A 19,050-nucleotide genomic window follows, 5' to 3' on the forward strand; every position below is an offset into this window, starting at 1 on the left:
TTAGCGCTCCGGCGTCGCGTCCCCCGCCGATTCCGCCTCGCTGCGGCCCTCGTTCACTCCCTGTTCGAGGGCCGCAGCGCCATTATCTGCCCCCTCCACCGCGCCGGTGGCTCCGCCATTTAGTTCCGCGCGCAGTTGCTCCAGGCGGGCGGTGGCCTGCATGTCCCGGCCCGCGGCGGCGATCTCGTCCATGCGGGAGGTCATGGAGCCCTCCGTGAGTTCCTGCGCACCCAGCGCATTGGCGTAGCGGCGCTCGATCTTCTCGCGCACCCCGTCCAGGGTGGGGGTGGAATCATCGGCGGTGGCGGTCAGCGCCCCCATCGCCTCATTGGAGGCCTCCTGCATCTTGGCCTGATCCACCTGGGCGCGCAATTGGTCGATCTGGCTCATCTGCTCCTTGAGGCGGGCCTCGGACTCGCGCTGCTTCTGCTGCGCCTGCTCGGCAGCCAGGGAGGCCTGGTGGTGGGAGGTCTTGAGTTCCTCCACCTGCTGCTCCACGGCCACCAACTTGCTGGCAAAGACCTCGGCGGTGTTGGTGTACTCCGTGGCGCGGGCGCTATTGCCCTCGGCGGCCGCCTGATCCGCCATGCTGATGGCCTGCTTGGCCTGATTTTGCAGGGAATCGCGCTCCTTGAGCAGGCGATCCAACTTCATCTCCAACTGGCGCTTATTCCCGATGATCGCCGCAGCCTGCTCGGTAATCTCCTGGTGCTGCTTCTTGGCGGCCTCGGCGGCCTGGTGAATCTGCACCTTGGGGTCGGCATTCTCATCAATCTTCTGATCCAGCGATGCCTTGAGGTACTTCCAGCCCTTGCTGAAGGGATTAGCCATGATCGCGCGTTTCCTTCCTTGGGTTATCGAGGTTGCTCTTTGTCCGCAAACCGTTCCCCCGCGAGTGTACGCAAGCAGCACAAAGGGCACCCGCCCCTGCAAGAGGGGACGGGTGCCCTTTGCGTTGTTGTGAGCAAACGGTTACTGGGCGTCACGCTCCGCGTTCTGCTCCGCCACCTGGCGGCGCACCTCCTCCATGTCCAGGCCCTTGACCTGGCCGATGAGGTCCTCCAGGGCGGCGGGCGGCAGGGCACCGGCATCGCGGTACACCATGATTCCGTCGCGGAAGGCCATCAGGGTGGGGATCGCCTGGATCTCCAGGGCGGCCGCCAACTGCTGGTTTGCCTCCGTGTCCAGCTTGGCAAAGGTCACGTCCTCGTGCTGCTCCGAGGACTTCTCAAAGGTGGGAGCAAAGGCACGGCAGGGGCCGCACCAGGAGGCCCAGGCATCGACGAGGACGATTCCCTCCCCGCTCACGGTCTTTTCAAAGGTGTCCTCGGTGACGTCGATCGTTGCCATGCTTGTGTCTCCTTTTGATTGCTTTTGCGTTACACAGGCTCCAACGCGCGCACCCGGCGCGCTATTCCCCGTCCAGGGTACGGGAAGAGCGCTACCTCCCACCCCTCAATACCCCCTGGGGGTATAGTCTGTGGGCATGGTTACCCAGGCACCCGCGCAGATCGACCTCGGCATCACCGGAATGACCTGCACCTCCTGTTCCTCCCGCGTAGAACGCAAACTCAACAAGATGGAAGGCGTGCGGGCCACCGTCAATTTCGCCACCGAAACCGCCAGCGTCACCTACGATCCCGCGCTCACCGGCCCGGATTCCCTGCTCGCCACGATCCGCGCCACCGGCTACGAGGGGTTCCCGCTGCGCGCGGAGGCCGGGGAAGCGGGGGGCGGGGAGGAAGCAATGGCGGCCGAGGGGGCGTCGAAAAGCAAGCCCGATGCACGCCTGTGGCTCTCCGCGCTGCTAAGCCTGCCGGTGGTGGTGCTCTCCATGATTCCGGCGTGGCAGTTCACGCACTGGCAGTGGCTAGCCTTTGCCCTGATCTCCCCGGTGTTCTTTTGGGGCGGATGGCCCTTCCACCGGGCGGCGCTGATCAACCTGCGCCACGGGGCCTTCACCATGGATACCCTCATCTCATTGGGCTCCACGGCCGCCTATGCGTGGTCCGTGTGGGCACTCTTTTTGGGCGGCGCGGGTGAGCCCGGCATGGTCATGCGCATGAGCCTCAGCGCCCACGCGCACGCCGGGACAGCGGAAATATACCTGGAGACCGTGGGCGTGGTGATCTCCTTTCTGCTGCTGGGACGCTACTTTGAGGAGCGTGCCAAGGGGAAGTCCTCCGAGGCGCTGCGCCACCTGCTGAGCATGGGTGCCAGGGAGGCCACGGTGCTGCGCGGGGAGCGGGAGGAGCGCGTACCCATCGCGGTGCTGGCCGTGGGGGATCGCGCGGTGGTGCGACCGGGGGAGAAGATTCCCGCCGACGGCGTGGTAATCGAGGGCACCTCCGCCGTGGACGAATCCATGCTTACCGGGGAGAGCCTGCCCGTGGAGATGGGCCCCGGCGCGCGGGTCACCGGAGCCACGCTGAATACCACCGGCAGGATCGTCCTGCGCGTGGAGCGGGTGGGGGAGGACACCACCCTGGCGCAGATCGGCAGGCTGGTCAGCCAGGCCCAGGCGGGTAAGGCCCCGGTGCAGCGCCTGGTGGATCGCATAGCGCAGATCTTTGTTCCCGTGGTCATTGCGGTGGCCGCGCTCACCCTCACCGGACACCTGCTGCTTGGTTCCGGCTCGACTGCCGACGCCTTCGCGGCCGCCGTCTCCGTGCTCATCATCGCCTGCCCCTGCGCCCTGGGGCTGGCCACTCCCACGGCCCTGCTGGTGGGCACCGGGCGGGGCGCGCAGATGGGACTGCTGATACGCGGCCCGGAGGCCATCGAGTCCGCGCGGAGGATCGACACCATCGTGCTGGACAAGACCGGCACGGTGACCACCGGGGCAATGAGCCTGCGCGAGGTGATACCCCTGGCGGATCTCTCCGAGCGCGAGGTGCTGGATCTGGCCGCCGCCGTGGAGGCGGGCTCCGAGCACCCCATCGGCCGGACGATAGCGGCGGCGGGTACAGGATTGACCGCCCGCGATGCCCAGGCCCAGCCCGGCCAAGGGATCAGTGCCCAGGTGGCCGGCCGTTCCGTGACCGTGGGCCGCCCGCACGCGGCCCTGCTCGATCACGAGGCCGTGGCGCGGGCCCGGCGCGACGGGACCACTCCCGTGGCGGTGAGCGTGGGGGATACGCCGGTGGGAATCATCGTGGTGGCCGATACCCCCAAGCCCACCTCCGCCGAGGCCGTCACCGCGCTGCGCGACCTAGGCCTGCGCCCCATGCTGCTCACCGGAGATAACGGCGGGGCGGCCACCGCCACCGCGCGGGCCGTGGGGATAGCAGAGGCGGACGTGCTGGCCGAGGTGCTGCCCCAGGACAAGGTGGAACACATCGCCGCCCTACAACGCCAGGGGCGCACCGTGGCGATGGTGGGCGATGGCATGAACGACGCCGCCGCGCTCGCCCAGGCCGACCTTGGCCTGGCGATGGGCGCGGGAACGGACGTGGCCATCGAGGCCTCCGACATCACCCTGATGAACAACGATCTGCGTTCGGCTGCCGACGCCCTCCGCCTGGCCCGGCGCACCCTGGGCACCATCCGGGGCAACCTCTTTTGGGCCTTTGCCTACAACGTGGTGCTCATACCCGTGGCCGCGCTGGGGCTGCTCAACCCGATGTTCGCCGGGATGGCCATGGCGGCCTCCTCGGTGCTCGTGGTGGGCAACTCCCTGCGGCTGCGGGGATTCCGCTCGGCTTTTGTCTAGGTGGTGTTGGCTTGGCCTTTCTTGGCTTGGCCGGTCGCGCCGGGCGCTGCGGGTGCCCTTCACCGCCCTAGCCCAGGGCCTCGATGTCCCGGGCGGCCTTGCGCACGATCTCGGCGGCCTCGGCGGCGCGGCGCTTATCCGAGGCCCGCAGCGCCCGAATGAAGCGGTGCATTTCCCGGTGCAACTGCACCTGGGGCTCCCCCTCGGCATCGTCCTCGCGGTAGGCCTCCAGGATCACCGACCACTCGGGCTCGTTCTCCTTGACCCGTCGCTCGCCCTCCGGGGTGAGGGTGGCGAGTTTGCGGCCGGAGTCCGCAGAGACGGTGATCAGTTGCTCGTCCTCCAGGAGGCTGATGATCGGGTACACGGCACCGGGGCTGGGTGCCCAGTGCCCCTCGGTGCGCTCCTTGATCTCCGTGATGAGTTGGTAGCCGTGCATGGGCTGCTCGCTGAGCAACCAGAGGATCACCGCGCGCAGATCGCCGCGCCCCGCCCGGCCGCCCCGCCCGCGCCCTGGGCCGCGTCCGAAGCCCCACGCCGCCCAAGGGCCGCCGGCGTGCTCCTCGCGGGAACCCCGGAACCGATCCCAGAGGTGGGGGTGGTAGTGATCGCCGTGGTGGTCATGGTGATGGTGGTGATGGAACGGGCGCATGGTGCACTCCTCCCTCGTCAGAGACTCTCGGTTTGCGATATATAACGATATATCTCTAACTATCGCTAGTCAAGGACTGACTAGGGCCAAGGTTCGGTACTAACCCCGGGCCATGTCCACAAACCGCGAGTAATGCAACTGGTGCGCCACGCTCACGGTGTCGATGGGCCCGCCACGGTGCTTGGCCAAAATGATGTCCGCCTCGCCCGCGCGCTCATTATCCTTATCCTGCGAATCCGGGCGATACAGGAGCATAACGATGTCCGCATCCTGCTCCAAGGAGCCCGATTCACGCAGGTCGGACAGTTGCGGGCGCTTATCCGTGCGGGACTCCGGCCCACGGTTGAGCTGCGAGATCGCCACCAGGGGCACATCCAACTCCTTGGCCAGGAGCTTCAGCGAACGCGAGAACTCCGAGACCTCCTGCTGGCGCGATTCCACGCGCTTGCCGGAACTCATCAACTGCAAGTAATCCACCACGATCAATTGCAGATCATGCTTCTGCTTCAACCTCCGGGCCTTGGCCCGAATGTCCATCATGGTCATGTTGGAGGAGTCGTCGATAAACAGCGGGGCCTCGGAGATCTGACCCACTCGGCTGGCCAATTTCTCCCAGGCCACCGCGTCCATGCGGCCGGAACGCATGTCGGAGAGTTTGATCTCCGTCTCCGCGGAAAGCAGGCGCATGGTGATCTCCGTCTTGGACATTTCCAGGGAGAAGATCACGGCGGCCTTGTTGTGCTTGATCGACGCCGAGCGCACAAAGTCCAGAGCCAGGGTGGACTTACCCACACCGGGACGCGCCGCCACAATAATCATCTGGCCACCGTGCAGGCCCTGGGTGAGATCATCGAGGTCAATGAACCCCGTGGGAATGCCCTGCGCCAGGCCACCATTGGAGGTGATCATATCAATCTCATCAATGGTGGGCTGCAAGATGTCCGCCAGCACCTCATAATCCTCGGCGGACTTATCCCGGTTAATGCCAAAGACCTCTTGCTGCGCCATGTCCACCACGGCATCGACCTCGGCGCCCTCCGCGCCCTCATAGCCCAACTGCACCACGCGGGTACCGGCGTCCACCAGTTTGCGCAGCGTGGCCTTTTCCTCCACGATCTCCGCGTAATAGCGCGCATTGGCCGCCGTGGGCACCGAGGCGATGAGCGTGTGCAGATACGGGGCACCGCCCACCCGATCCAGCTCGTTTTGGCGCTCCAATCGCGCCGAGACGATCACCGGATCAATGTCCTTGCTCTCCGAGAAAAGATCAATGATCGCCCGGTAAATCAGGGTGTGGGCCGGGTGGTAGAAATCATCCGGGGCCAGAATCTCGATGATGTCCAGCACCGTATTCGGGCTGAGCAGCATCGCACCGAGCACGCCCTGCTCGGCCTCCCGATCGTGCGGGGGCTGCCGGAAGCCGCCATCCGCCCCGCGACCGCGCCGCTGATAATCGCCGCGCCCCCGATACTCGCCGGATTCCTCGGGAGCCTCCGGCTCCGAGGGGGGAACGTAATCATCGTCAAAGCTCGCGTCATTGACTCCCGCCGTCATGCTTCCTCCTTCAGCGCGGCCTCCGCCCGAGCAATAGCATCCGCCGCCCGGATCAGCGATAGGTGCGAGAACGCCTGCGGGAAGTTCCCCGCCAGGCGCGCCGTGGCGGGATCATACTCCTCCGCCAGCAGGCCCAGATCGGTGGACAGCCCGCACAGCATCTCAAACCGCTCCTTGGCCTCCGCTAATCGGCCCGAGGCGGCGTACTGCTCCACCAGCCAAAAGGCGCACATCACAAAGGGGTATTCCTCCCCCTCCAGGCCATCAATGCCCTCGCCCTCCACGGTGCGATAGCGATACACCAGGCCGTGCTCGTCCACCAGGTCCTCCTCGATACGGGCCACGGTGCTGAGCATGGCGGGGTCGTCGGCAGCAATGAAGCCGGTGTGCGGCAGTTGCAGCAGGGAGGCGTCCACCTCGGTGCCGCCGTAGGTCTGGGTGAAGGTGCCCAGTTCCTCATTCCAGCCGCCCTCCATGATCTCCGCGCGGAGGCGATCCCGGTACCGCGCCCACGTCTCCACATCGCCCTCGTAGCCGTGCTGCTCCACCGCGCGGATCGCCTCATTAAAGGAGGCCCACATCATCACCCGGCCGTGGGTGAAATAGTGCAGGTCACCGCGCATTTCCCAAATGCCATGATCGCGGTCATCGTAATGCTCGATCACGTAATCCAGCAGCTTGACCTGCAAGGCCCAGGAGTAATCCGAATCCTTATAGCCCGCGTCCCGCAGCGCCGCCAGCGCCAGCATGACCTCGCCCACCACATCGGCCTGGTACTGATCCGCCGCGCCATTGCCAATGCGCACCGGGCGGGAATCCTCATAGCCACGCAGGTGCGGCAACTCCTTTTCCGGCAACTCCCGCTCGCCACCCAGGCCGTACATGATCTGCAACTTCGCGGGATCTCCCGCCACCGCGCGCAGCAGCCAGTTGCGCCAGGCCGTCGCACCCTTAATCAAACCGTGCGCCACCATGACCTCCACGGTGAGGGAGGCGTCGCGAAGCCACGTGTAGCGATAATCCCAGTTGCGGCCGCCGCCGAAGGACTCCGGCAACGACGCCGTGGGAGCCGCGACGATGCCGCCGGTTTCCGTATGCGTGAGCGCGCGCAGCACCAGCAGGGAGCGCTCCACCTGGGGGTGCGTGTGCGCGTCCACGTCCAGGCGCTCGATCCAATCGCCCCAGAAATCCTCCGCCGCCGCCAGCGCCACGTCGGGGTTCTCCGGCTCCGGCACCGGCTCCCAGGGCTTAAACCACGTCAAAGACCAATCCGCGCGCTGCCCGGCGCTCAAGGAAACGCTGCCGCCGATCGCGTCCGCGTCATACGCCTCGGCTTCCGTGTCCGGGGTGATCTGCGCGCCCGCCAGCAGCAGCCCCTCCGGACCACCCGTGCACAACAGACCCTGCTCCCCGGTACCCGGCACCTCGATCCAGCGGAACCAGGGCTTGATCCGCGCGTAATTGAAGCTAATCCGCAGATCCATCACCACGTCCACCGTGCCGCTGAGGCACTCCACCCGCCGGATCAGATCCGCCTTGCCGTTGTGCGGGGTCATAAAGTCCAACACCCGGGCGGTACCGGTGGGCGATTCCCACAGCGTTTCCAGGATAAAGGTGCTGCCCACGTATCGACGCCCCGTGACCTCGCCGCCGCGCACCGCGAGCTTCCACCGACCGTCATCGGGATCGCCCAGCAACGCCGTAAACAACGCCCCGGAATCGAAACGGGGAAGACACAGCCAATCAATAGAACCCTCGCGGGAAACCAGGGCCGCCGTGGATTGGTCGGAGAGGAGGGCGTAATCCTCCAGGGGAGTGCTGGTGTTGGGCATAAAGTGTGTCTTTCCTGGTTTGGTTGGCTTGCTCGGTTGGTCTGCTCGGTGGGTGCTCACTGGACGCTTGCTGGATGCTCGCTGACGACGCGCGGAGGCCCGCGGGACATCGAGAGCACCGAGAGCACGGGGCTTTGTTCCCCATAATCTACCCACAATTTTGATCTATGCACAGCGCCGAGAGGCGAGTTATCCACAGGCCTTGTGGATAACCTGTGGAGTTATCCACCGCTGGCCGGGCGCGCTGTACACAACCTCGGCGTGACCCACTCACGATCCCGCCAGTTCTACCACAGAAAATAGGCATATACGCAGGTCACAGCGATTTCTGGCGGCAGCTTTTCTGAAAAAAGACCGCGACACGCCGTTACACCAGGGCATTTGACACCGCCTCCGGGGCTTTGTTAGACCGCCCTCAACGCACTGACCTGCACAGTTATCCCCGGCAGTTTTCCACAGTTATCCACAACCTATCCACAGGGGTGGGGAGGGTGGCTTCGCGGTACTCACGTTCACGCCACACGGGGCGCCACCGCGGGCTACCACCGAGCCGGTAGAGACCGGTAAAGGCTGGTAGAGAGCGCGGCCCGCACGCCACCACCCGAAAGCACAGGTGCCGTCAAGGCAAGCCCACAACGGGCTCGTCCACAGAGCACAATCACCGGAGAGGGCGTATGCTGAGAAAGCAATTCGATAAAACTTGATTTCCCGGAATTATCCCAAACAGGAAGGCAAGGATGCGGCATTTTACTTTTGAACTGCATGACAGAGTTATCCACAAAGAGGTGCGGTTTAACAATCGCTTCGGTATCGAGATTGCCGGGGACATATATATTCCCAAAAATGCGACTGCACAGAGCCCGGCCCTCGTATGTTGCGGCGCATTCGGAGCCGTCAAAGAACAGGCATCCGGGTTCTATGCCAACGCCATGGCCGCCCGGGGATTTATCACTCTTGCCTTTGATGGATCATTTACCGGGGAAAGCGGTGGCCCTCAAAATGTAGCGTCCACCGATGTGATGACCGAAGATGTCATGTCCGCCATCGACGAACTAGGCAGGCAGCCCGAGGTAGATAGGGAGCGCATCGGTCTCATCGGCATCTGTGGCTGGGGCTCCATAGCCCTGCACGCGGCCTCCCTGGACAAGCGAGTTCGGGCGGTGGCCACCGTTTCCATGTTTGATCTCTCCTTTATCGGTGGCGTGGACGAGGAGACAAGGCAGAATACCCTGGATGAATTAGCTGTTCACAGATGGCGGGACGTCGATGCCGGGCGGTTACAGCTTGGGCCGCATCGCTTCCCTCAGGGACCTCCCGAACAAGGGGACAGCGAAGAGAAAGATATGTATGACTACTATCTGAACCGCGCCTTCCATGAAAATTCAATCATCTCCGGCGGAGCCTGGACGGTGACTAACCAAATCTCTCTCATGCACGGTGGGTTACTGGACTTCATCAAGGATATTTCTCCGCGTCCCATTCTTCTCATTCATGGCGAAAACGCTCGCACCAAGGGCAATAGCATCAAGGCCTACGAAAACGCCAGGGAGCCCAAAGAACTGATGATAATTCCCCAGGCCGGACACTGCACCCTTTACGACCGCACAGATAAGATTCCCTTTGATAAACTTGAGGGCTTTTTCCAGGAAAAGATGCAACTCACACCTGACCGCGCAACCCTTCAGATTGGAGACTAATCATAGAAAATAAGAAAGCTATACTCATCATGGTCGGCGCCCTCGCTGCGGGAATTGCGATACTCCTCCTTCCCGGCCTTTTTAATGCTTTCTCCGCCGTCCGGCTGGGTTGGATCATCGGCTTTGGGATAGTCAGCGTGGGAACGCTCACGGCTGTGCGGCTGGGCAAAGGTTCACAGCAGCACGGGAGCCAATAAAACACCAACGGCCCCGCCCCCTGCTACTCAGAGCCGGGGAGGGGCCGTCGGTGTGCTGTTGTCGTTGGGCCATGCCTTAGCCGGAGTATCCGGGGGCTGGCCGCCGTCTACCGCGCGTTTTACGCGGAGACGACCTCAAAGTTCACATTAGCCGCAATATCCTTGTGCAGCTGTGCCTTCACGCGGTACTTGCCGGTCGTCTTGACCAGGTTCTTCGGAAGCTCGATCACGCGCTTATCCAGGTTCGGGCCACCGGCCTTCTTCACTGCGTTCACGATGTCATCGGCCTTCACGGAGCCGAAGAGCTTGCCCTTGTCCGAGGTGCGCACGGAGACCGTCACGCCCTCCAGGGTGTCGAGCTGCTCGCGGATCTCACGGGCGTGGTCGAGGTCGCGGATTGCGCGAGCCTCCTGGGCACGCTTGATGCCCTCGATCTGCTTCTCAGCACCGCGGGTAGCCACGATGGCCAGGCCGCGCGGAAGCAGGTAGTTGCGTCCGTAGCCGTCCTTAACCTCAACGATGTCACCAGCGACACCGAGGTTCTCAACGGCAGCGGTGAGGATCAGTTTCATGATCCCTGCCTTTCGTTGTTGAAAAGAGGATGGTGTGGAAAGGGATCTCTGGGATCAGAACGGGGGCTCGTCGTCCGCCCCGCCGAAACCACCGGCGGGGGGTGCGGAGTTCCAGGGATCGTTCGCCGGGGCGGAGTTACCGCCGCCCATCGGCTGCTGTTGCGGCTGGGAGCCGCCGAAGCCACCCTGGTTGCCCTGCGAGGCCTGCTGGCCGCCGTAGTTGCCGCCAAAGCCACCGCCGGGCTGCCCGCCTCGGTTGCCGCCGCCCTCGCGGGGGTTGCGGTTTACCTGGGCGGAAGCATAACGCAGGGAGGGGCCGACCTCATCGACCTCGATCTCATAGACCGTGCGGTTTTCACCCTCGCGGTTCTGATAGGAACGCTGGCGCAACCGGCCGGTCACGATGATCCGCATTCCCTTGGAGATCGTCTCCGCTACGTTCTCGGCGGCCTGCCGCCACACGTTGCAGGTCAAAAACAGCGCCTCGCCGTCCTCCCACTGGTTCGTCTGAGAGTTGAACCGGCGGGGAGTGGAGGCCACACGGAAGTTAGCCACTGCGGCGCCCGAGGGCGTAAACCGCAGCTCAGGGTCATTGACGCAATTGCCCACGACCGTAATGTTGGTATCTCCCTGTGCCATACTGCTTCACCTTTCTTGTGCGATCAACGGCGGCCACGGGGCCGTATCAGCCAGCCCCCCGGTCATACCCGAGATTCTATCCACTCTTACTTATCGGTGCGCAGAACCTTCGTACGCAGAATGTTGTCGTTGAGGTTCAGGAGACGATCAACCTCATTGACGGTGCTGGACTCGCACTCAAGGTTGATGACGACGTAAACGCCCTCTTCCTTCTTGTCGATCGGGTAGGCCAAGCGGCGCTTGCCCCACACATCGACCTTTTCAACGGTGCCGTTTTCCTTGCGAACCACGTCGAGGAACTTCTCCAGGGACGGGGCTGCGGTGCGTGCATCCTGAGTGGGATCCAGGATGACCATGATTTCGTAGTGACGCACGGACCTCATCACCTCCTATGGTCTAGTAATTGTTATTCGGCTACACCCCTCGTTGGGTGTGGCAGGAGGGTCGTTGCGTCAAGCAACCTTTCAAAGATAGCGCACAGCCAGCCAAAAAGCGAACGCCACCGCCGCCCTTAGGAGTTCGTTCCGGCTGCGTAAAACACCGCGATGGTCACCGGAATCACCGTGACCAGAACCAGCGCCGCCCCACCCAAGGCCCAGGTCAGGGCCACGGGCTTCTTATACATGAAACTGGCAAAGGCCCCCAAGATGCACAGAAAGCCCACGAACACGCTGATCATGGTGACCAGCAGCCACGCCGTGCTCATGCCCTGCGCCCCCTATCTTCTCGCCACGGCAGCAGCGGATCTACCCCGCCCTCTGCCTGATACACCGCGTCCTCTCGCTGGCCCTTGACCTGCTGCACCACCATCACCGCCAGGGCCGTGACCACCCCGCCGCGCACCAGGATCACCACCGTGAAGAACCACAGCGGCAGGCCACTGGCCCCCTCCGCGCCGCTGTAAAGCATGGTCGCGGGGAATACCAGCATCTCCAACACCATCCAGCCCAGCAGCCACCGCCACCGGGGTAGCGCCAGTACCGCCGGAACCAACAGCCACAGGGCGTGCTGCGGGAGCCACGTCCTGCTGACCAGGAGCGTCATGGCCACGAGCAGGAATAGCACCTCCGCCAGGCGCGGGGTGCGGGAGGATGAGAGAACCCACTGCGCCACGATCACGGCACCCACCAGCCACAGTCCGGGCACCAGGATCGTGAGCGCCAGCGGCGGGAACGCCGCGCCCAATCCCTCGCCCACGAGGTGATACAGGGTGCCCCAACCCGCCTCCTGATCCAGCAGGAGCCGATACGGGTCTAACCAGGCCTGGGGATAGAGCACCAGCACCGGGAGGTTTGCTGCCAGCCAGGTGGCCACCGCCGCACCCGCCACGCGGCCCACGAACCTCCACTGGGCCGGGTCCTTGGCGCGCGCGGCCAGCAGCACAAGGGCTAGCAAAAGCAGAACCGGCCACCACTGGAAAGCCGCGCCCACGCCCACCCAGAATCCGGCGCGGAGGGGGCGTCGATACCGCAGGGCATGCAGGGCCGCCACCAGCGCGGCCACCGCGAGCACGTCCCAGCCGTGGAATACGTACACGATCAGCAGGGGGGAGGCTGCCACGAGCACCAGATCCCAGGTTCGGTTGCCCACCAGATCCAGCAGCAGGCGCAGGGCGGCGATCCACAGGCCACCCAGCACCAGGGCCGTGAGGGTGAAGTACCAGGCCGCCGGGGCCACGGGGAAGGGGAGCGCCTGGGCAATCGGATAGGTGAGGTTGCTCAGCGCGCTGAGCAGCCACTGGAATAAGGAGGTGAGCACCGGCTCCGTGGTCACGCGGGCGGCAAAGGGATTGCCCAGCCCCTCCGCGTGATAGGTGCTGTACATGCCAGCGATGTCGCTATAACAGGCGGACATGTATTGACGGTTGCCCGACCAATTCAGGGTGGGTTCCCCCTCGCCCGCCGTGCTCACCAGGCAGTGCGCCTTGGAGAGATAGCCCAGGGAAAGGAAGGTCATGCCCAGGGCCAGCAGCACCCGCAGCGGCGTCCACCAGGGTTGGGTGCCCACGCTCCCGAACCTTCCCACGGGGCCACCGAGGCGTTCAATAAAGCCCGCCGCCAGCGGCTCGGTGCGCGCCGGAGAGACGCGATCGACGGCGCGGGGCGGGCGAGGGGAATACGGCACGGCTCGTCTTTTCCTCCCGGCCTTACAGGCCTAAGAGTTCCCCAACCTCGTTGGGCAGGATCTCCACCATATCGCCGCCCTGGTTATAGTCCTGCGGGTTCGGTCCCGGCGCGGGTTGCTCCGCCGGAGCGGCCGGAGCCGGTGCTGGCGCGGGAGCCGGAGCCGCGGGCTGAGCGGGGGAGGGAGCGGGTTGCTCCGCCGGAGCGGCCGGTGAGGGCTGCTGGGCCGGGGCGTTCTCCGTAGGGCCCTGCTCGGTTCCGGTGTTGGAGTTCGTCGTGCCCGTGGTTCCCGTGCCCGAGGCGGTGGAACCGGAGGTATCGCTCCAGGAGGAGGAACCAGAGGTCGTGCCCGGCGCGGCGTAGCCTCCGCCGTAGTATCCGGTGCCCCAGGTGACCGGTCCGGCCGGGGCGAAGTCCTCAAAGTCTCGGCCATCGAGGGCGCCGTCGAGGGTGGCCTTCCAGATGTCCGTGGGCAGGCCGGAGCCGTACATGGAACCGCCCCAGGCGTTGAGCAGCGGGGAGTTATCCTCGGTGCCCACCCACACGGCGGTGGCCAGCTGCGGGGTGGAACCCACCATCCAGGCGTCCTTGTTGTAGCCGGTATCGCCCAACTGCGTGGTGCCCGTCTTGGAGGCGGAGGGGCGGCCACCGGCAAGGGTCTTGCCGTTGGAGTAGGCCGCGATGGGCTGCATGGCGTCGATCACGTTATCGGCCACCACCTCGTTCACGCGGCGCTCGCCCTCCTGGCCCGCGCGCTCGTAAAGCACCTCGCCGTTGGCCGTCTCCACCTTTTGCACGAAGTGGGGCTGCTGCCACACGCCGCGGTTGGTCAGCGTGGCCACGGCCACCGCCATATCCAGCGGGCGGGACTGGTACTGCCCCAGCACGATGCCCTCGTAGGGCTGCTCGCCGTTCTCCGTGAGCGTCTGCGGGATACCCGGCAGGGAGCGCTCGATGCCCAGGGCGTGCGCCATATCGGCGGTGTCCTGGGTGCCGTTGGCGAGGTCATTTTGCAGGCGGATGAAGCTGGTGTTGTGGGAGTACTTCAGGGCGTCCTTGATGGAGCAGAAGCCGCAGTTGAAGCCCTCCACGTTGTTCACCGTGATCCCACCGGGCAGGGTCACCGGATCGGAGGAGTAGCCGGTGGACAGCGGAATGCCCTGTTGCAGGGCGGCCGCCAGGCCAAAGATCTTGAAGGTGGAGCCGGTTTGCAGGCCCGCGTTGGCGTAATCCCAGCCGTGGGCATCCTCACCGCCGTAGTAGGCGCGCACCGCGCCGCTGGCCGGCTCCACGGACACGGCCGCCGTGCGCACGTTCTCCTGCTCACCCTGGAGGTTATTGTGCACCGCACTCACGGTGGCCTCCTGGGCCTGCTTATCAATGGTGGTGGTGATCTTGAGGCCGCGCGTGGTCACGTCCTGTTCGGTGATGCCCAAGGTTTCCAGTTCCGCCATCACCTGGTTCTTGATCATGCCGTTGGTGCCATCGGCCTCGGTGTAAGCGCTGTAGGAGGCGGGGTCGGTGGTCTCCGGGTACACGGCGTTGGCCCGATCCTGCGGGGTCATGCCGCCGATCTCCACCATGCCGTCCAGCACGTAATTCCAGCGCAACTCGGACTCGGAGCGATTCACCCAGGGATCGAGCTGGCTGGGGCGCTGAATGGCGGCCGCCAGCACGGCGGCCTCCTCCGGGGTGAGTTCCGCAGCGTGCTTGCCAAAGTACGCCTGGGAAGCGGACTCCACGCCATAGGCGTTGCGGCCAAAGTACACGGTGTTGAGGTACGCGGAGAGCACCTCTTCCTTGGACCACTCGTTGGCCATCTTGGTGGAATACACCAACTCGCGCAGCTTACGCTCGATGGAATGCTCGTTGCCCACCAGCATGTTCTTCACGTACTGCTGGGTGATGGTGGAGCCACCGCCGGCGGAACTATCACCGCGCAACTGGCCCAGCACGGCGCGGCCAAAGCCGGTGATAGAGAAGCCTGGGTTGGTCCAGAACTCCCGATCCTCCGCGGCCAGCACGGCGTTGCGCATGCCCTCGGGGATCTGGTCATAGGGGATCTGCTGGCGGTTGCCGTCCGGGGGCACGATGCGCGCCAGTTCCTCGGAGGAATCCGAGGTAAAGATCTGCGAGACCTGCTTGGCGGATAGTTCCTCCGGCTCGGGCACCTTGGCCATGATGTACGCCGCCATGAAGCCAATGATCGGCAGCAGAATGAGCAGGGTGAGAACACCCAGCGAAGTCCACATGATGGGACGCTTGCGGAAGCCTCGCTTGGGCTCATCGTCCTCGTCGAAGTACTCGTCCTCGTACTCCTCGTACTGGCTATTATCTCTTGACACCTACGGTCCCCATCATTGAGCGTGTATTTGACATGCAGGTTACTTGCTTCACCCGGCCCAGGTCTAACCCTCAAGACTAGCCGTGCACACCGGGCTCACCCGGCGCGCCCGCCACGGCTGTGGCGGAACTGACAAGGTGATTCCACCGACACCCCGGGCACACCTCCACCGTGTGCACCGTGACCTCGCCGCGCTCGGCCACCAGCGCCTCGATTTCCTCCTCGTTGCGGGCGGTGCCGGAGCGACGCCCCAGCTCCTCGCCGTGTACCCAGCGCACCACCCGCAGTTCCTCGCCGCCGCACACCGGGCAGGGGCGCTCGGCGGGCTGCCCGTGGAAACGGGCGGCGGTAACGAGGAGGAAGTCGGCGTCGCAAAGCGCCTCCCGGGGCACTTGACCTGCGCGGAAGCGCTGAAGCAGCGTGCGGCGCTGCCACTGATGGCTGACCTCATAGCGGTAATGAATCACGGGGGAAAGCCTAGAGAAAACCGTGCGAGGGGCGCGGCCACCGCCTAAGCCCGTACTGTTTCTGCCTGCATACTTCTTTAGCGCTACAGTAGAGCGTATGAATTCCCCCACCCCTGACGTGGTGGCGCGAAAGGTGCGCCCCGCTCTGACCAAACTGTATGTGATGTACTTCCGCATGGCGAGCCAGTCCAACCTCACTGGCCCGCAGCTTTCCATCATGACCCGGATGAAGGAAAACGGTGAATCGCGGATCAGCCACCTGGCTAAGGAAGAGGGGATCCGTATGCCCACCGCCTCCAATGCGCTGCACCAACTGGAGCAGCGCGGCATGGTGGAGCGCCTCCGCGATACCCACGATCGACGCGGCGTGCGCGTGCGCCTGACCGACCTGGGCATGGCGGAATTAGAGCGAGTGGGCGAGGAGCGCACGCAGAACCTCACCGAGATGCTAGAAAAACTCTCCCCGGAGGAACTGCGCCGTGCCGATGAATTTGTGGACGTGATTAACGTCCTGGCCTCCAAGTACGGCGTGCCCGAGTCTCCCCAGTAACCCGAGTCTCCCCAGTTACGGTATCTCCCTCGCACACCCCGGCATGATGCCCGGCGAGCCCGGCGGCAGGAAGGTGATGGATTGAGCACGGATTCCCCCAAGAGCGCTGCGCAGGACACCCCCTCGCGCGGCCCCCAGCGGATTCTCGTTGCGTGGCGCCCCGACGCCCCCCGGACGGATTCCATCGAGTTTGCCGCCTGGCTCGCCCGCACCGCCGACGTGCAAATCAGGGTGGTCACCACCTTCCTGCGCCCCTGGCCCACCACCTCGCTGCAAAAACTCGGCGGGAAGTACCGCACCTGGCAGGAAAAGCAGCAGCGCGCCTGCCACAAGGCCGTCACCCGCGCCCTGGAGCGGGCACAGATCGACCAGAAGCACTGGGATAAGCACGTATCCGTGTTTGTGGAGGGCCCCTCGCAGCACGCCCTGCTCACCCAGGCCGCCGAGGATTTTGATGCCCACCTGGTGATCCTCGGCTCGCGCGCGGCCGCACCCAAGGGACGGTTCCTGGCCAACTCCACCGCGGACGCCCTGCTCCATTCCTCCCCCAAGGCCCTGGGTTTGGCCCCGCGCTCGGTGAAACTGGCCAAAAACGGCGTCAAGCGCGTGAACTTTGCCTACCTGGGCACCGAGGACACCGACCGCGACCCCAGCCTGGACTACGCCGCCCAGATGGCCCAGGCCTGGGGCACCCCGCTGCGTATCCTTTCCTTTTCCCCCTCGGACATCGCGGACGTCTCCCTGGCCGGGCACTTCAACCTCGCCAAGGAACTCACCCACGATTGGCGCGAGCACTCCCTGGCCATGCTGGATCGCGCGCGGGACTGGATCGCCTCCCGCTACCCCGACCTCGAACTGGAATCCGAGGTGGGCACCGGCCCCGGCTGGGCGGGGGCCGTGGACGCGCTCAAGTGGAAAAAGGGCGACCTGCTCTGCCTGGGTTCTCACCCGCTGGGTCCCATCGAGCGGGTATCCGTGGGCAGCACCGCCACGGATTTTCTCCCGCACGTGCGCATGCCCGTGATTATCTATCAGGTGCCCAGGAAGTCCGCTCCCACATAAGGATGGTGGCGCCATAAAAGCGGTGCTGCTATAAGGACGGTGCCGCACAAGGGCGCGCGGAGGAAATACAGTGGTTCCCGGTGGCGGTGCTCAGGCCGCACCTCGCCCGCAGCCCCTCCTTACTATCCCGAAAGGAAGAAATCATGCCGCACGCCGTTGTCACCGGAGCCAGCAGGGGAGTGGGGCGAGACGTCGCCGCGCTGCTTCTTCGCGCGGGCTGGGAGGTCAGCGCCCAGTATCACTCCCGGCCGGACGAGGGGCTTGGTGTAACCCGGTGGTGGCAGGCGGACTTCCGCCAGCCGCTCCCCGACGATCTTCCCCTGCCCGAGCGGATCGACGCCCTCATTCATTGCGCCGGGATCTGCCCCATCGGCACCACCGACTCCCTGACCCGCCGCGCGTGGGAGGAATCGCTGGCCGTGAACCTGCACGCCCCGGTGGAACTGACCTCCCGGGCGCTGCCCGCGCTGCGGGCCGCGGGCGGGCACATGGTGTACGTCAATTCCGGGGCCGGGCTCCACTCCAAGCCGCAGTGGTCCGCCTACTCCACCGCCAAGCACGCGGCCCGCGCCTGGTGCGACGCGCTGCGCGCCGAGGAACCGGAGATCCGCGTGACCAGCGTGTACCCCGGGCGCATCGCCACGGATATGCAACGCGGAATCGTCGCGGAGCTGGGCGAGGAGTGGCGGCCGGAATCCTACCTGGACACCGCCGAGGTAGCCCAGGCCATCGTGGCGGCGCTGGGCAGCCACACCACGGATATTCAGGTGCGCCCATGACCCCGCCCGCACGCCCCGAGCACCCGGAAAACAACCTACACAGCGACGCCGACTACACCAACAAACTCCCGCCCGCGCCGCACAGCCCGGAGGATCTGGCCCGCGCCACCGACCCCGCCGTGCAGCACGAGCGCAACCGCGCCTCCACCCGCCAGGCTCTCTGGTGGTTGGGTGGCACGGTGGTGCTCTCCGCCGTGGTCTGCCTCGTCCTGGCGCTGCTGGCGCGCGCCCTCGGCGGGCCCTACTGCGAAGCGGGGGAGGCGACCTGGCTGTGCAGCCGCGCCGCGCAGGTGTGGTGGGGGGTGGGTTCTGCCGTGGTGCCCGTGGCGGGGCTCGTCGGCTGCATGGTCATCATGGTGCGCAAACTCCAGCGCTATACCCGCTGGCGCGCCTGGATGGGAATCTTCTGGGTGCTCGTGCCGCACGCCATGATGTGGATGACCACCACGCTGCCCTACGCCATCGTGGGCAACCCGGCGCTGTAGGGGGCTTTCAAGGGTTTGGCTTAGCGACGTCGCCAAGCCGAGCCCGCCAAGCCGCGCGCCTAACCCTCCTCGCAGGAATCCAGCACCACCTCGAACTCCAGGAGTTCCGCCTTGGTGGCGGCGGGGCGGCGCTTCTCCTGGCCCTCGCCCTCCCCGTGGGCGGCCGCCGCGCGGTTATCGCGCCAATCGGCGTAAGAGGCCTCATCCTTCCACCAGGTGACCACAAAGTAGCGTTCCTCCCCGGCGGTGGGGCGCAGCAGCTGGAAGCCCTCGAAGCCGGGAGCCTGATCCACGGCGTGCTTGCGGGCGGCAAAGCGCTCCTCCAGGGTCTCGGCCGCCTCGGCGGGCACGGTCAGGGCGTTGATCTTCACGATGCTCATACGGC

At 65.2% G+C, this 19,050-nt stretch carries 19 protein-coding genes; 6 read left to right on the plus strand and 13 right to left on the minus strand.

Annotated elements, in window-relative coordinates; translation table 11 throughout:
- Together OLW90_RS11120 and trxA are read right to left on the minus strand one after the other, a co-directional pair.
- On the minus strand, positions 1-831 hold the full coding sequence (locus tag OLW90_RS11120) for a PspA/IM30 family protein (protein WP_319650165.1): 831 nt from the start codon (positions 829-831) through the stop codon (positions 1-3).
- Positions 832-972: 141 nt separating this feature from the next.
- Positions 973-1,350, minus strand: a complete 378-nt coding sequence (trxA, locus tag OLW90_RS11125; RefSeq protein WP_319650166.1) for a thioredoxin — start codon at positions 1,348-1,350, stop codon at positions 973-975.
- Between the two features lie 136 nt (positions 1,351-1,486).
- Between trxA and OLW90_RS11130 the strand changes: the two genes are divergently transcribed.
- Entirely contained in the window at positions 1,487-3,712 is a 2,226-nt protein-coding gene (locus OLW90_RS11130) for a heavy metal translocating P-type ATPase (protein WP_319650167.1), read from the plus strand.
- Positions 3,713-3,779: 67 nt separating this feature from the next.
- Here OLW90_RS11130 and OLW90_RS11135 read toward each other — a convergent pair whose 3' ends face one another.
- The 3 genes from OLW90_RS11135 to OLW90_RS11145 all read right to left on the minus strand — a co-directional run bounded on the left by OLW90_RS11135 (position 3,780) and on the right by OLW90_RS11145 (position 7,750).
- Entirely contained in the window at positions 3,780-4,364 is a 585-nt protein-coding gene (locus OLW90_RS11135) for a PadR family transcriptional regulator (RefSeq protein WP_319650168.1), read from the minus strand.
- 99 nt (positions 4,365-4,463) lie between these two features.
- Entirely contained in the window at positions 4,464-5,918 is a 1,455-nt protein-coding gene (dnaB, locus tag OLW90_RS11140) for a replicative DNA helicase (RefSeq protein ID WP_319650169.1), read from the minus strand.
- Positions 5,915-7,750, minus strand: a complete 1,836-nt coding sequence (locus OLW90_RS11145) for a glycoside hydrolase family 15 protein (RefSeq protein ID WP_319650170.1) — start codon at positions 7,748-7,750, stop codon at positions 5,915-5,917. The genes dnaB and OLW90_RS11145 overlap by 4 nt, the downstream gene beginning before the upstream one ends.
- A 737-nt stretch (positions 7,751-8,487) precedes the next feature.
- Here OLW90_RS11145 and OLW90_RS11150 point away from each other — a divergent pair.
- Positions 8,488-9,447, plus strand: a complete 960-nt coding sequence (locus tag OLW90_RS11150; protein ID WP_319650172.1) for an alpha/beta hydrolase — start codon at positions 8,488-8,490, stop codon at positions 9,445-9,447.
- Between the two features lie 316 nt (positions 9,448-9,763).
- On the opposite strand, the gene rplI is transcribed toward OLW90_RS11150, so the two are convergent.
- The 7 genes from rplI to OLW90_RS11185 form a co-directional block, all read right to left on the minus strand.
- Positions 9,764-10,216: a 50S ribosomal protein L9 gene (gene rplI / locus OLW90_RS11155; protein ID WP_319650173.1), complete on the minus strand. Its 453-nt coding sequence runs from the start codon at positions 10,214-10,216 to the stop codon at positions 9,764-9,766.
- Between the two features lie 54 nt (positions 10,217-10,270).
- Positions 10,271-10,855, minus strand: a complete 585-nt coding sequence (locus tag OLW90_RS11160; RefSeq protein WP_319650174.1) for a single-stranded DNA-binding protein — start codon at positions 10,853-10,855, stop codon at positions 10,271-10,273.
- An 86-nt stretch (positions 10,856-10,941) separates the two neighbouring features.
- On the minus strand, positions 10,942-11,229 hold the full coding sequence (gene rpsF / locus OLW90_RS11165; protein WP_186337400.1) for a 30S ribosomal protein S6: 288 nt from the start codon (positions 11,227-11,229) through the stop codon (positions 10,942-10,944).
- Positions 11,230-11,366: 137 nt separating this feature from the next.
- A complete protein-coding gene (locus OLW90_RS11170) occupies positions 11,367-11,561 on the minus strand; it encodes a hypothetical protein (RefSeq protein WP_319650175.1) in 195 nt (64 codons plus the stop codon).
- On the minus strand, positions 11,558-12,979 hold the full coding sequence (locus OLW90_RS11175; protein ID WP_319650176.1) for a glycosyltransferase 87 family protein: 1,422 nt from the start codon (positions 12,977-12,979) through the stop codon (positions 11,558-11,560). The genes OLW90_RS11170 and OLW90_RS11175 overlap by 4 nt, the downstream gene beginning before the upstream one ends.
- Before the next feature lie 22 nt (positions 12,980-13,001).
- Positions 13,002-15,230, minus strand: a complete 2,229-nt coding sequence (locus OLW90_RS11180; RefSeq protein WP_319651883.1) for a transglycosylase domain-containing protein — start codon at positions 15,228-15,230, stop codon at positions 13,002-13,004.
- A 169-nt stretch (positions 15,231-15,399) separates the two neighbouring features.
- Entirely contained in the window at positions 15,400-15,789 is a 390-nt protein-coding gene (locus OLW90_RS11185) for a DUF5318 family protein (protein ID WP_319650177.1), read from the minus strand.
- Positions 15,790-15,886: 97 nt separating this feature from the next.
- On the opposite strand from OLW90_RS11185, the gene OLW90_RS11190 reads away from it, so the two are divergent.
- The 4 genes from OLW90_RS11190 to OLW90_RS11205 all read left to right on the plus strand — a co-directional run bounded on the left by OLW90_RS11190 (position 15,887) and on the right by OLW90_RS11205 (position 18,665).
- A complete protein-coding gene (locus OLW90_RS11190; protein WP_319650178.1) occupies positions 15,887-16,339 on the plus strand; it encodes a MarR family transcriptional regulator in 453 nt (150 codons plus the stop codon).
- A gap of 81 nt (positions 16,340-16,420) precedes the next feature.
- Complete coding sequence (locus OLW90_RS11195; protein WP_319650179.1) at positions 16,421-17,401, plus strand: universal stress protein; 981 nt, start codon at positions 16,421-16,423, stop codon at positions 17,399-17,401.
- 143 nt (positions 17,402-17,544) lie between these two features.
- Positions 17,545-18,180, plus strand: a complete 636-nt coding sequence (locus OLW90_RS11200) for an SDR family NAD(P)-dependent oxidoreductase (RefSeq protein ID WP_413464473.1) — start codon at positions 17,545-17,547, stop codon at positions 18,178-18,180.
- Positions 18,177-18,665, plus strand: a complete 489-nt coding sequence (locus OLW90_RS11205) for a hypothetical protein (protein WP_319650180.1) — start codon at positions 18,177-18,179, stop codon at positions 18,663-18,665. The genes OLW90_RS11200 and OLW90_RS11205 overlap by 4 nt, the downstream gene beginning before the upstream one ends.
- A 59-nt stretch (positions 18,666-18,724) precedes the next feature.
- Here OLW90_RS11205 and OLW90_RS11210 read toward each other — a convergent pair whose 3' ends face one another.
- Complete coding sequence (locus OLW90_RS11210; RefSeq protein ID WP_319650181.1) at positions 18,725-19,045, minus strand: antibiotic biosynthesis monooxygenase; 321 nt, start codon at positions 19,043-19,045, stop codon at positions 18,725-18,727.
- Positions 19,046-19,050: the final 5 nt, after the last annotated feature.

It is taken from the genome of Corynebacterium sp. 21KM1197 (assembly GCF_033783015.1).
GTDB lineage: Bacteria > Actinomycetota > Actinomycetes > Mycobacteriales > Mycobacteriaceae > Corynebacterium.